The following is a 12,443-nucleotide window of genomic DNA, read 5'->3' as shown; positions in this document are numbered from 1 at the left end:
ATTTTTTGAATTAAAGTTGGATATCGTTTCCTTGGTAAAATTGTAATAATTGGTGGTATAAAATGTTTAAGTATTTCGATTGTAAATAGTTTTGCTGTGCATTGGTATATGTGTTTTGACTAATCACTAAATCGGTAGTACTTAAAGCTCCCAGTTCATACTTTTTTTGTGCAAGTTTATACGATTGCTCTGCTGCTATTTTTGAAGCTTCCGAAGCAACTACTTGCTCTTGCGCAGACACTGCATTTTGATATGCTGTTTCTACTTTTTTATAGATTTCTTTTTCTGTGCTTTGTTTTTGAATTTCGGCTTTTTCAATATTGATGTTCGCCGTTTTAACCGCTGCTTTGGTTTGGTTTCTATTGAATATTGGAATATTTAAAGACAGTCCGATTTTCTGATTGAAATTAATATCAAACTGATCGGAAAAACTATTATCATTAATACTTGTGAAACCAGATCCAATACTTCCAGATAAGGATAAGGTTGGTAAATAAGCACCTTTAGCAATATCTAATTCTTTCTTATTGACTTCAATATTTAAAATACTTGATTGTATTTCAGGAAGAAAACCAAGCGCATTCGTATAGACTTTCATTTTATCCAACTCCATGTTTACTAAATCCATGTTTTCATCAATAGTTTGAATCTCTAAATCTTCTAAAGGAGATAATTCTAATAATTGTTTCAGCTGAATGATATATTGCTGGTAATCGTTTTTAGCAGCAATCACATTGTATTTGTTTGTCGCAGATTGGCTTTGCGCTTCGGTATAATCCCCTAATGCAATGGTTCCCGCATCTAAACGTGCTTTTGCTCTTTCTACTTCTTTTTGTGAGGCAGTTACATTGTTTTCCGCAATAGCGATACTTTCTTTACTATATAGCGTTTGTAAATACACTTCTAAAATATTTAAAGCAATGTTATTTTTTTCTACTTCTTCTTGAAAAACACTTTGCGCTAAGAACAGTTTATTTTGTTTAATCTGATTGTTCAATTGGTTCCCTTGAAATAAAGTCATCGAACTATTAATCCCAACATTGGTGCTATTTATTTGATCGGTTACGTAACTACTTGTAATTGGATCGATGGTATTTCCGCTAGAAAAATTTTGAGAAGCACTACCAAATAAATTAGGCAGTCTAGACGATTTCGATTTGCTATAATCTATTTCGGCAATGTCCTTATTTAAGGCTGCATCTTTAACTGTGATGTTGTTTTCTAGTGCATAGGAGATGCAATCTTCTAAGGACCATACTTTCGGTGTTGTTGCTGTAGTGGCATCTTGTGCAAAAGTGAACTGCACAAAGAATAGACTTACAAGGATTAGATATAATTTCATTTTTTTGAGTGTTTTGATTTAACACTTCAAAGGTGCAACTATATACTATCTTAATATAAAGGAATAGACGTTTGGGGGAATTGACTATACGAAAACCGAAATTCTATCGATACGATTTTTTCGATTTGCTCGGAAGGCTCTAAAAACAAAAACAGCATCTAAAATATTTAGATGCTGTTTTTTATAAAAGATATAGAATAAAGGATTCTTTAAATACCCTCAAGTCCTTACTTGTTGCACAATTACTTGCCGCTTTTTAAAGTAATCTTCAATTCGATTTCGGTGTTTAATAGTTTAGAAATCGGACAAACTTCTTTTGCTTTGTGTGCTATTTGCTGAAACTGCTCTGCGTCAATTTCTGGAACATCTCCTACTAAATTCAACGTGATTTTTGTAATGGTTCCATCTTCAAAAGTAACGGTAGCATCTACATCTAAGGTTGTTGCCGTAAAGTTGTTTTCGTTTAGCAAAAAGCTTAATTGCATCGCAAAACAACCGGCATGCGCTGCTCCTATTAATTCTTCTGGGTTCGTTCCTTTTTGGCCATCTTCAAATCGGGTATGGAAAGAATAGGCTGTTTTATCTAGCACTTTACTTCCTGTGGTTAGATTTCCTTGTCCGTCTTTACCACTTCCTTGCCATACTGCATTTGCTTTTCTTGTAAACTTCATAATATTTGTTTTAAGTGAAACTAAATTATTTATTTGGAAGCATTCGGATAATCGGTGTATCCCTTTGCTCCCGTTGTATAAAAGGTGTCTGCATCCCATTCGGCTAGTTCCAAATCATTCTCAAAACGTGCTACTAAATCCGGATTCGAGATAAATGGTTTTCCGTAAGCTACTAAATCGGCATCACCAGCTTCCAGGGCTTTATTTCCTTTCTCTTGATCAAACGCCGTGTTAATCATTAAGGTTCCATTATATAAAGGTCGGAAATGTTTTGCAATTTCGGTTACTGCAAAAGGCACTTCAGAAACATCAGAAAAAGGTTCAGATAAATGTACATAAGCTAAATTATAATCGTTTAATTTTTTGATGATATATTCAAACGTAGGAATCGTGTCTTCGTCTAAAGTAATTCCGAACAGACCATTTAAAGAAGGATTAAAACGGACTCCTATTTTTTCCTGCGGAATGACTTCTTTCATCGCATCTAAAACTTCAAAAAAGAAACGTGCTCTATTTTCAAAACTTCCGCCATACTCGTCTGTTCGTGTATTAGAACATCCGTTGAAGAATTGCTGAAACAAATACCCATTAGAAGAATGAATTTCTACACCATCAAATCCTGCTTTTATAGCATTTACTGCTGCATGTTGAAAATCTTTAACCGTCCTTTTAATATCTTCTATAGTCATTTCCTTTGGCGTCACTGTATCTTTAAAGCCTTCTGGTGTAAATGATTTTGCATTCGGGTTTATAGCGGAAGCCGAAACTGGTAATTCGCCATTATGAAAATCTGGATGCGACATTCTGCCAACATGCCATAATTGGATAAATATTTTCCCGCCTTTATCATGTACCCGTTTGGTTACTTTTTGCCAACCAGCGACTTGTGCTTCCGAATAAATTCCTGGTGTATTAATATAGCCTACAGCTTGCTCCGAAACTTGTGAACCTTCTGTAATAATTAAACCTGCCGAAGCGCGTTGCTCGTAATACAAACCTTGTAATTCGTCTGTTGCTACTTTTGCTTCGTTATTAGCACGACTCCGTGTCATAGGAGCCATTACCACTCTGTTATTTAGGTTTAAATTTTTAGTATATGCGGTTAATAATGGTTGTTTGCTCATGTATATGGTTATAAATTGTTACTGCAACAAATTTCCATAATTATACGAACAATCTCATTGACCTATATCAATTAGGATAGATTTAACTTTTTTCTAACTCTACTTAAATTTTCAGGAGAAACTCCTAAATAATTGGCAATGTCATAATTTGGAACGCGATCTTCAATTTGCGGATACGAAGTACAAAATTCTAAATAGCGTTGTTGGGTATTCTTTTCTTGCGCAGACAATATGCGCTTACTTTGAGAAATAAATGCTTTGGTGATTAATATGCGAAAGTAACGTTCAAAAATTGGAGCTTGCTTATATAAATTTTGAAGACTATTATAATGAATAGATAGTAATTGTGCATCTTCAATAGCCTCAATATATAATTTGGCAGGCGCTTGATTGTAGAAAGCTTCAAAATCGCCTATCCACCAATTTTCTATAGCAAATTGAATAATATGTTTATGGCCTTTCTCATCTAAATAGTACGCTTTTAAACAACCTTTAATTACAAAATACTCGTGTTTTACTTGCGTTCCTGGCTTTAATAAAAACTGTCCTTTAGAAAGAGAGACTTCATTTAAAACAGATTGAAATGCCTGCATATCGGCTGCGGATGGCTGAATATTTGCATGTATATGTTTTGAAATGGACTTATAAATCATGTTACAAAGATGAGGAATTGATTATATTCTAAAATGATTCCTTCTCTTTTATTCTTTAAAAATAAACCAAAATAGCTTAGAAATATAAAACTTTGTTAAAAAAGAATGAACATTCATTTTTAAGTATATCTTTGTACTCTCAAAACAAGAAGATGAAAGTTATCTGGAAAATTTTAAGAATACTGTTAGCATTATTTATGATATATGCAGGTATGCAACATTTTATCAAACCTGCTTTTTTTAATGCATTTGTTCCTGATTTTTTAATCTATAAAAATCTTATCATTTATGCTTCCGGTGTATTAGAAGTTGCATTAGGAATTCTGTTACTTATACCAAAGTACACTAGTAAAGCGGCGACGGGAATTTTTGTTCTAATGATCCTCTTTCTTCCTATTCATATTTGGGATGTGTTTTCAGAAACACCTGCCATTGGAAGTCATCAGGCAGCTATGATACGATTACCAATACAGTTTGTTCTAATTGCTTTGGCATATAAACTTGAAAAAATTAAAGCATAATGGCGAAACTTCAAAAAAGTATTGATAAACGAAATGCATTGATTAAAGCGACGATTGAGTTGGTAAACAACAATGGTTTTCACGCAACACCAATGAGTAAAATAGCAAAAATGGCTAACGTTTCTCCAGCGACCATTTATTTATATTTTGAAAATAAACAAGACCTAGTAAATCAAACCTATGTCGAAGTGAAAGCAGCATATACAAAATATGCTTTTGAAACTTACGACGAAAGTATGTCAATTGAAGCAGGATTTGAACTTATATGGAAACGCATTGCGGAGTTTAAACTCAAAGAGTGTGAAAACGCCATGTTTTTAGCGCAATGTGATAATACACCAATGATTGATGAACCTAGCAGACAAGAAGGTATTAAACACCTGCAACCACTACTCGACCTTTGGGCGCGTGGTAAAAAAGAAGGTATTATTAAACCCTTATCCGATTTCCTACTATATGCCTATGCGATAAATCCGCTATCGTTTTTAATGATTACTCAAAAGCGCGGTGCTTTTCAACTAGATAAAACACATTTGGAAGAAGCATATCAATCTGCTTGGAGTAGTATAAAAGTTTGTAAATAAAATGAAAAAAACAGCAATAATATTAGGAGCTTCTGGTTTGACTGGCGGTATTTTACTTCAGAAATTAATGGAAGACGATAGCTATGAAAGCATCAAATTGTTTTCCCGTTCTAAAATAGAAGGGCTACCAAACAAAGTAACACAGTTTATAGGTAATCTATTAAAGTTGGAAGAGTTTAAACCAGATTTTACGGCAGATCAAGTGTTTTGTTGCATTGGTACAACAGCCAAAAAGACACCAGATAAAAATTTGTACAAACAGATAGATTATGGTATTCCGGTAACGGCAGCAAAACTGTCTAAAGAAAATAAGATACCCACTTTTTTAGTAATCTCGGCAATGGGAGCATCGGCAAAAAGTAGTGTCTTTTACAATAAAACGAAAGGCGAAATGGAACGCGATGTATTACAACAAAACGTAAAAAATACCTTTGTATTAAGACCATCGATAATTGGTGGAGAACGTAACGAGGCGCGCCCCTTAGAAAAAATAGGATTAGCAGTATTTAAGGTGATTCAGCCTTTATTTATTGGAAAATTAAAAGAATATAAAATCATAGATCCAGAAGATATAACGCAAGCTATGATTACGCTGGCAAATAGTACAAGTCATGCGGAAGTGATAATTACTTCCAACGATATTAAAAGAATAGCAAAAAACAACTAAAAAATAAAATTAAACATATGGAATTATTAGATAAATTAAAGTGGAGATACGCTGCAAAAGCAATGAATGGTGAAAAGGTTTCTGAAGATAAAGTAGAACGTATTTTAGAAGCTGCTCGTCTTGCTCCTACATCCAGTGGATTGCAACCTTTTGAGATTTTTGTAATTAAAAATCAAGCCATTAAAGAACAAATTAGACCAGTTGCTTGGAATCAATCTGTGATTACCGACTGCTCTCACCTACTCGTTTTTGCTGCTTGGGATACCTACACCGCAGATAGAATTAATCACATGTTTGATTTAACCAATACCATTCGCGGATTTGAAAATGAAGGATGGGAAAACTACCGCCAAATGTTATTAGGTATGTATCCGCAAAAAGATGCCGAAGAAAACTTTAACCACGCCGCAAAACAAGCATACATTGCTTTTACAGAAGCGTTAACTGCTGCAGCTTTTGAAGGTGTAGATGCAACACCATTAGAAGGTTTTGAACCAGATGCAGTAGACAAAATTTTAGGGCTACGTGAAAAAGGATTGCGTAGTGCGGTGATGTTACCTATTGGGTATAGAAAAGACGATGCAGATTGGTTAGTGAATTTAGAAAAGGTTAGAAAACCTATGGAAGAATTAGTCACTGTTATAGAATAAAAAAACAATTATCATGAAGACTATATTATTAAACAACAGACCCGAAGGGAAACCTACCGTTTCCAATTTTGAATTTGTTACCGAAGATAAACAGTTAACCATAAATACAGGGGAAGTCCTTTTGGAAGCTGCTTATGTTTCTGTAGACCCTTATTTAAGAGGAAGAATGAGTGATGCTAAATCGTACGTTCCTTCTTTTGAATTAAACAAACCGGTACATTCTGGAGTCATTGCTAAAGTGATCGCTTCTAAAAATGAAAACTTTAAAGAAGGCGATTATGTTTCTGGGATGCTAAATTGGCAAACACAACAAGTTTCTAATGGTGACGGACTTTTAAAAGTCGATGGAAATAAAGCACCATTAAGCACGTATTTAGGTGTTTTAGGAATGACTGGATTAACCGCATATTTAGGTTTAACTCAAATAGGGAAACCGGTTGCTGGTGAGACGATTGTAGTTTCCGGGGCTGCTGGAGCTGTTGGTAGTGTGGTTGGACAAATCGCAAAAATTCTTGGTCTTCACGTTATTGGAATTGCTGGTACCGACGAAAAAATCGACATGCTAAAAAACAAGTTTGGTTTTGACGCTGGTATCAATTATAATACAAGTACAGATATTAATGCAGACCTTAAAAGATTAGCGCCAAATGGTGTAGACATCTATTTTGATAATGTTGGCGGACCAATTTCGGATGCTGTATTTTTCAACATTAACCGATTTGCAAGAATTATTATTTGTGGTGCTATTTCGGTGTATAACGAAACCGAATTACCTACAAGTTTGAGTGTACAGCCATTCCTAGTGAAAAATAGTGCCTTAATGCAAGGTTTTATTGTTTCTAATTATGCGGATAAATTCCCAGAAGCAATGCAACATTTATCGGCTTGGTTAGCAGAAGGAAAATTAAAATATACCGAAACTATCGTAGATGGTTTTGATAATATACCAAATGCTTTTATCGATTTATTTGAAGGTAAAAACAAAGGTAAAATGATAGTTAAAATTTAAAAAATAAAGAAAAAGAAGATGAACAATTTTGAACTTAAAAATCCGACTAAAATTATTTTTGGAAAGGATACGATAAAAAAATTAGAAACTGAAATCCCTCAAGATGCTAAAGTATTATTACTTTATGGCGGAGGAAGTATTAAGAAAAATGGTATTTACGAACAAGTAAAAACCGCTTTAGCTAAAGTAGATGTTATTGAATTTGGAGGTATTCCTGCAAATCCGGAGTATGCTACGCTAATGGAGGCTTTAAAAGTTATTAAAGACGAAAATATCACCTATTTACTAGCTGTTGGTGGTGGTTCTGTAATTGACGGAACGAAGTTTTTATCTGCAGCTGCAGTTTATGAAGGAGAAACACCTTGGGATATTTTAACAAAGCATATTAGAACGGAAGTTGGAATGCCTTTCGGAACGGTTTTAACCTTACCAGCAACAGGATCTGAAATGAATTCTGGAGCCGTAATTACAAGAGCAGAAACCAAAGAAAAGTTAGCCATGGGCGGACCAGGTTTATTCCCTGTGTTTTCGATATTAGATCCGCAAGTAATTAGTTCTATTCCGCAACGCCAATTGGCAAATGGATTAATGGATTCTTTTACGCATGTTTTAGAACAATACATGACCTACCCAATTGGCGCATTATTACAAGATCGTTTTGCAGAAAGTATTCTACAAACCATTATTGAAGTAGCACCTAAGGTTTTAAAAGACCCTACAGATTATCAAGCGGCTTCCAATTTTATGTGGAGTTGTACCATGGCTTTAAACGGATTAATCCAAAAAGGAGTTCCTGGAGATTGGGCAATTCACATGATGGGTCACGAATTGACGGCTTTATTTGGTATTGATCACGCACGAACTTTAGCGATTATTGCGCCAAGCCATTACAAATATAATTTTGAGGCTAAAAAAGAAAAATTAGCACAATATGGAGAACGTGTTTGGAATATTACTGAAGGAAGCATAGACGATAAAGCATACGCTGCAATAGAAAAAACCACTGCTTTTTTCCACTCCTTAGGAATCGATACGAAGTTATCCGATTACACAAATGACTACGAAGGAACTGCCGAAGAGATTGCTAAACGTTTTACAGCGCGTGGTTGGAAATTAGGAGAAAGACAAGCATTAATGCCTGAAGATGCAGAGAAAATTGTAAAAATGGCATATTAATTTCAAGAATGAATTTACTAAAAACATTAGCCTTAACACTTACTATTATTACAGCTGCTAGTTGTAAAGAAGTTACAAAGGAAAACGCTTCAGAAAAAGTTTCAGAAGCACAAACAACATTAAAAAAAGATAAAACAATGAAAGTATTATTTGTATTAACATCTCACGATCAATTAGGAGATACCGGAAAAAAAACAGGATTTTGGGTAGAAGAATTTGCTAGTCCGTATTACACATTATTAGATAAAGGAGCAGAAATTACTATCGCAACACCAAAAGGAGGTGCAGCACCAATAGATCCAAGTAGTGATGGACCAGATGCAGCAACAGAAGCAACAGAACGTTTTAATGTAGATGACGTTGCAAAAGAAAAAATTGCGAATACGAACAAATTAGCGGATATGAATGCAGACGATTTTGATGCTGTATTTTATCCTGGAGGACACGGACCGTTATGGGATTTAACCAACGATAAAAATTCTATTGCTTTAATTGAGAAATTCAATAATCAAAAGAAACCTATTGCATTTGTTTGTCATGCTCCAGCAGTATTGAAAGATGTTAAAAATGAAGATGGAACACGATTAGTAAAAGGTAAAAAAGTTACCGGCTTTTCAAATTCAGAAGAATCTGCTGTAGGCTTAACCGAAGTAGTACCATTATTATTAGAAGATATGCTAATAGAAAATGGTGCCCATTATTCTAATGGAGACGATTGGGCTGCATACGCTATTCAAGATGGTAATCTAATTACTGGACAAAATCCAGCATCTTCAGAGTTAGTAGCAGAAAAACTATTAGAAAGTTTAAAGTAAGCTATACTTTTTACAATAGTAAATAGTAGTATAACGATTATAATAAAAAAACCGGGAACAATTAATTGTTCCCGGTTTTCTGTTTACAAAGGTTTGTAAACTAAAAAAGCCCATCTATTAAAGATGGACTTTTGTAAAAACTTGAAGTATATATCTTAGATAACTTTTACGTTAACTGCGTTTAATCCTTTGTTTCCTTCTTGTAAATCGAATTCAACTTCGTCACCTTCTCTAATCTCGTCGATTAATCCAGAAATGTGTACAAAATGATCTTTGTCTACTCCTTCTTCAGTTATAAAACCAAATCCTTTTGTGTCGTTGAAAAATTTTACTGTTCCTTTACTCATTGTAATGTAATTTATTTATTAATACTTTATAATAAGCAAACATAGTGCCATTAATTTAGATTTTGATTCTTTTTCTTGTTTTTATTTCATTTTAGTCGAAAAAAAAATTATTATCTTTAAAACTAGTCTAGATCGTCGTCATCATATCCTGGCAATTCTAAAGCTTTCACCGATTGTATCGCATTTCCTGCAATACCTTTTATAGAACCATACATATCAATGGTATTGGTAACTACTTTTTCAATTTGTTTTTCTCTTTGTTTCCAGATACGTTGCATGGAGCGTTTTTCACTTTCTAAATCCGATTTCATTTGTGTGAAACCTTCGACTATCGCTTCAATTTGCATTCTAAACGTGTTACTCGTTAGGTAATCGTAAAGCAGGTCCATTTTGTCTCCTTTATTTTCTTGAGTAATAATCGCGTTGTTTACTTGTAGAATTCCTTCTCTTAAAACCGCACAAAGTCCTTTAAACTCTTCGTAGTTACAAATCCAAATGCCATCTTTTAATCCCATTCGATCCATATCGGAAGGCATTACTTCGGTTACTAAAACCCCAATATTGGCACCTTTATCTCTAATATCTGCTTTGAATTTTTCAATCCAAGTGGGCTGAAAATCTTTGGTTCTTTTACTTTCGTAATAGATAGTACCACAATTTTGCTCGGTTCTAGAATGCACAATCTGAATACAATCGCCACCACGAGCGCCTTTTTTAATCTCTTGAATAGTATCTAACGGAAACTGCGCCGCCAGCCATTCTTCTATTGCCAATTCTTGTACTTCTCCTTGCAATTGCATCGAGCCTTGCTCCTGCTTACGTTTCATTTCTTCGGTAAGCTTTTTCTGATCTTCCAATTGCTTTTGCATTTCTTTAAAACGCAATTCGTTTTTATCTTCTTCCGATTTTTTGATTTTTTCCTTTTCGGAAATTAGAATTTCATTCAGTTTTTTCTGTGCTTCGGCTTCTGCAGCTTCTTTTAATTCGCCTTTTTCTCGTTTTAGCTTTTCAATTTCTGCTTTCGAACGATTGAGCTCTTTTACTTGTTCTGATTTTTCGTTTAGTTCTTTCTGAAGGGCATCAAACTGTTCGGATTGTTCTTCTTTTAGTTTACGTTTTAGCTTTGCTTCTATTTCTTTTTTATCTGCTTTTAACTGATTTTCTAAACGCTCTTGAAACAACTCGTTTTCTTTCTTTTTCTTTTCCTGAAAATTTTGCTTCTCCAGTTTTAATTGCTCTTGCTGCAACTCATATTTTTTCTTTTCTGCTGCAATCTGCGATTGGTACTTTTGTTTTATTTCTTCTTCTAATTGATGTGATAATATATCTTGAACATCTATGGATGTGCCACAGTTTGGGCATTTTATTTGTGTTTCGTTTTTCATTTGCTAGTGTAGAATAATGATATATATACTATTTTCCGAAATTTTGCTTTCCTATTATTTATTTGACATAAATATACATAACTCTGAAGTTTTAAATTTACGGTTTCCCATATTTTATTCAACAAAAAAGACCAAGCTTCACAACTTGGTCTTTCCTATTATAAAATACAATTATGTTTAAAAATCTAAATCGTATACGTACGCACCTTACGTTTTTTAACTCGTGCGTTATTTGTTTTCGCAATAATACCTTCGGCTTTCGCTTTTGGTATCGCTACAAAGGCACAATCTTGTTTTAATTCGATCACGCCAATTTCGCTTTTATCTAAATCACATTGTTTAAAAAGCAAACCTGCAATATCACCTTTCGAGATCTTATCTTTTCTTCCGCCAGAAATAAATAAAGTACTCCAAAAAGTTTCCATTTTAGTGGTTTTTCCATTTGGTGTAAATATTTCTTCGGTATCAATGAAATCTGGTGTTTTTTCTTTTTCCCATTGCAATACATAAGCTGTTCCTTCGGCATTCATACGCGCTGTTCTACCATTTCTATGCGTAAATTCTTCGGCTTTTAATGGCAATTGGTAATGAATGATATAGTTTAACTCTGGAATATCCAATCCACGAGCAGCCAAATCTGTAGCAATGATTATTTGATGGGTTCCATTTCTAAATTTTATTAAAGCACGTTCCCTGTCTATTTGTTCCATACCACCTTGAAAACAGCCATGTGCGATATTATTTTCGTTTAAAAAATCACTTACATACTGAATGGTATTCTTAAAATTACAAAAAATAATTCCAGGTTTATTACCAATATCGTGTAATAAATCGACTAAGGTCTGCAGCTTGTTTTTATCTGGAGAAAGCACTTTTTTAATAACTAAGTTCGAAATTTTAGTATCTAAATAATCGATAACTAGTTCGTTTTTTAATCCGACAAAACGAGGAATTTCCATGTCTTGTGTTGCCGAAGTTAAAATACGTTTTTTAATATTGGGAAGACTAGAAATAATCTCTTTCATTTCCTTTTCAAAACCAACTTCTAGCGACTTATCAAATTCATCTAAAACCAAGGTATTAATAGCTTCTACCGAAAAAGTTTCTTTACGTAAATGATCTGCCACACGACCTGGAGTTCCTACAATGATTGCAGGTGTGTGTGCCAAATCTATTTTATCTTTGGTAAAAGGTCTTCCACCATACACCGCATTGGCTTTAAAACCAGAACCCATCGTACGAATTACTTGCTCAATTTGAATGGCCAACTCACGAGAAGGCACCAAAATTAAGAGCTGTACGTTAGCGTTGTTTTTATCTAATTCGGCAAGCGTTGGCAATAAAAAGGCAACGGTTTTACCAGTTCCTGTTGGTGATAATAAAACAGTATTTTCGGTACTTGTAATAGATAATAAGGCTTCTTCCTGCATGGGATTTAGCGCTTCGATTTTCAGCTTATCTAAAATATCTTGCTGTGCTTTTAAATAATTTCCCATGTT

14 protein-coding genes are annotated in these 12,443 nt (G+C 34.1%); 7 read left to right on the top strand and 7 right to left on the bottom strand.

Translation table 11 applies throughout. The annotated features are described in order from the left end of the window. Positions 1-10: 10 nt before the first annotated feature. From ACVCXO_RS12590 to ACVCXO_RS12575, 4 genes are all read right to left on the bottom strand, one after another. Positions 11-1,342, bottom strand: coding sequence for a TolC family protein (locus ACVCXO_RS12590; RefSeq protein WP_452229943.1), 1,332 nt, complete (start codon positions 1,340-1,342; stop codon positions 11-13). A 242-nt stretch (positions 1,343-1,584) separates the two neighbouring features. Then, positions 1,585-2,013, bottom strand: a complete 429-nt coding sequence (locus ACVCXO_RS12585; protein ID WP_452229942.1) for an OsmC family protein — start codon at positions 2,011-2,013, stop codon at positions 1,585-1,587. Between the two features lie 29 nt (positions 2,014-2,042). Beyond that, entirely contained in the window at positions 2,043-3,137 is a 1,095-nt protein-coding gene (locus ACVCXO_RS12580) for an alkene reductase (protein WP_452229941.1), read from the bottom strand. Between the two features lie 71 nt (positions 3,138-3,208). Then, positions 3,209-3,790 carry a Crp/Fnr family transcriptional regulator gene (locus ACVCXO_RS12575; RefSeq protein ID WP_452229940.1) on the bottom strand — a complete coding sequence of 194 codons (582 nt, stop codon included), beginning with the start codon at positions 3,788-3,790 and terminating at the stop codon, positions 3,209-3,211. A 152-nt stretch (positions 3,791-3,942) separates the two neighbouring features. Here ACVCXO_RS12575 and ACVCXO_RS12570 point away from each other — a divergent pair, with 152 nt between their 5' ends. Genes ACVCXO_RS12570 through ACVCXO_RS12540 form a run of 7 tightly spaced genes read left to right on the top strand, consistent with a single transcriptional unit; the run spans position 3,943 to position 9,212 of the window. Continuing rightward, positions 3,943-4,311 (top strand): DoxX family protein, encoded by a 369-nt coding sequence (locus ACVCXO_RS12570; protein WP_452229939.1) that lies wholly within the window; start codon positions 3,943-3,945, stop codon positions 4,309-4,311. Beyond that, positions 4,311-4,895, top strand: coding sequence for a TetR/AcrR family transcriptional regulator (locus ACVCXO_RS12565; RefSeq protein ID WP_452229938.1), 585 nt, complete (start codon positions 4,311-4,313; stop codon positions 4,893-4,895). The genes ACVCXO_RS12570 and ACVCXO_RS12565 overlap by 1 nt, the downstream gene beginning before the upstream one ends. Before the next feature lies 1 nt (position 4,896). Next, a complete protein-coding gene (locus tag ACVCXO_RS12560; protein ID WP_452229937.1) occupies positions 4,897-5,562 on the top strand; it encodes a nucleoside-diphosphate sugar epimerase in 666 nt (221 codons plus the stop codon). 17 nt (positions 5,563-5,579) lie between these two features. Next, entirely contained in the window at positions 5,580-6,212 is a 633-nt protein-coding gene (locus tag ACVCXO_RS12555) for an NAD(P)H-dependent oxidoreductase (protein ID WP_452229936.1), read from the top strand. 10 nt (positions 6,213-6,222) lie between these two features. After that, complete coding sequence (locus tag ACVCXO_RS12550; protein WP_452230182.1) at positions 6,223-7,221, top strand: NADP-dependent oxidoreductase; 999 nt, start codon at positions 6,223-6,225, stop codon at positions 7,219-7,221. 18 nt (positions 7,222-7,239) lie between these two features. Continuing rightward, the gene (locus tag ACVCXO_RS12545; RefSeq protein ID WP_452229935.1) at positions 7,240-8,397 is read left to right on the top strand and encodes an iron-containing alcohol dehydrogenase; all 1,158 of its coding nucleotides are present in this window, start codon (positions 7,240-7,242) and stop codon (positions 8,395-8,397) included. A gap of 8 nt (positions 8,398-8,405) precedes the next feature. Further along, on the top strand, positions 8,406-9,212 hold the full coding sequence (locus ACVCXO_RS12540) for a type 1 glutamine amidotransferase domain-containing protein (protein ID WP_452229934.1): 807 nt from the start codon (positions 8,406-8,408) through the stop codon (positions 9,210-9,212). Positions 9,213-9,367: 155 nt separating this feature from the next. Here ACVCXO_RS12540 and ACVCXO_RS12535 read toward each other — a convergent pair whose 3' ends face one another. From ACVCXO_RS12535 to ACVCXO_RS12525, 3 genes are all read right to left on the bottom strand, one after another. Continuing rightward, on the bottom strand, positions 9,368-9,559 hold the full coding sequence (locus ACVCXO_RS12535; protein ID WP_028282170.1) for a cold-shock protein: 192 nt from the start codon (positions 9,557-9,559) through the stop codon (positions 9,368-9,370). A gap of 122 nt (positions 9,560-9,681) precedes the next feature. Further along, entirely contained in the window at positions 9,682-10,944 is a 1,263-nt protein-coding gene (locus ACVCXO_RS12530; protein ID WP_452229933.1) for a DUF2130 domain-containing protein, read from the bottom strand. Positions 10,945-11,129: 185 nt separating this feature from the next. After that, the gene (locus tag ACVCXO_RS12525) at positions 11,130-12,440 is read right to left on the bottom strand and encodes a DEAD/DEAH box helicase (RefSeq protein WP_452229932.1); all 1,311 of its coding nucleotides are present in this window, start codon (positions 12,438-12,440) and stop codon (positions 11,130-11,132) included. Positions 12,441-12,443 lie beyond the last annotated feature (3 nt).

The organism is Lacinutrix sp. MEBiC02404 (assembly GCF_053601575.1).
The sequence above is the reverse complement of the archived record's forward strand: the minus strand, read 5'-3'. Positions and strand labels throughout refer to the sequence as shown.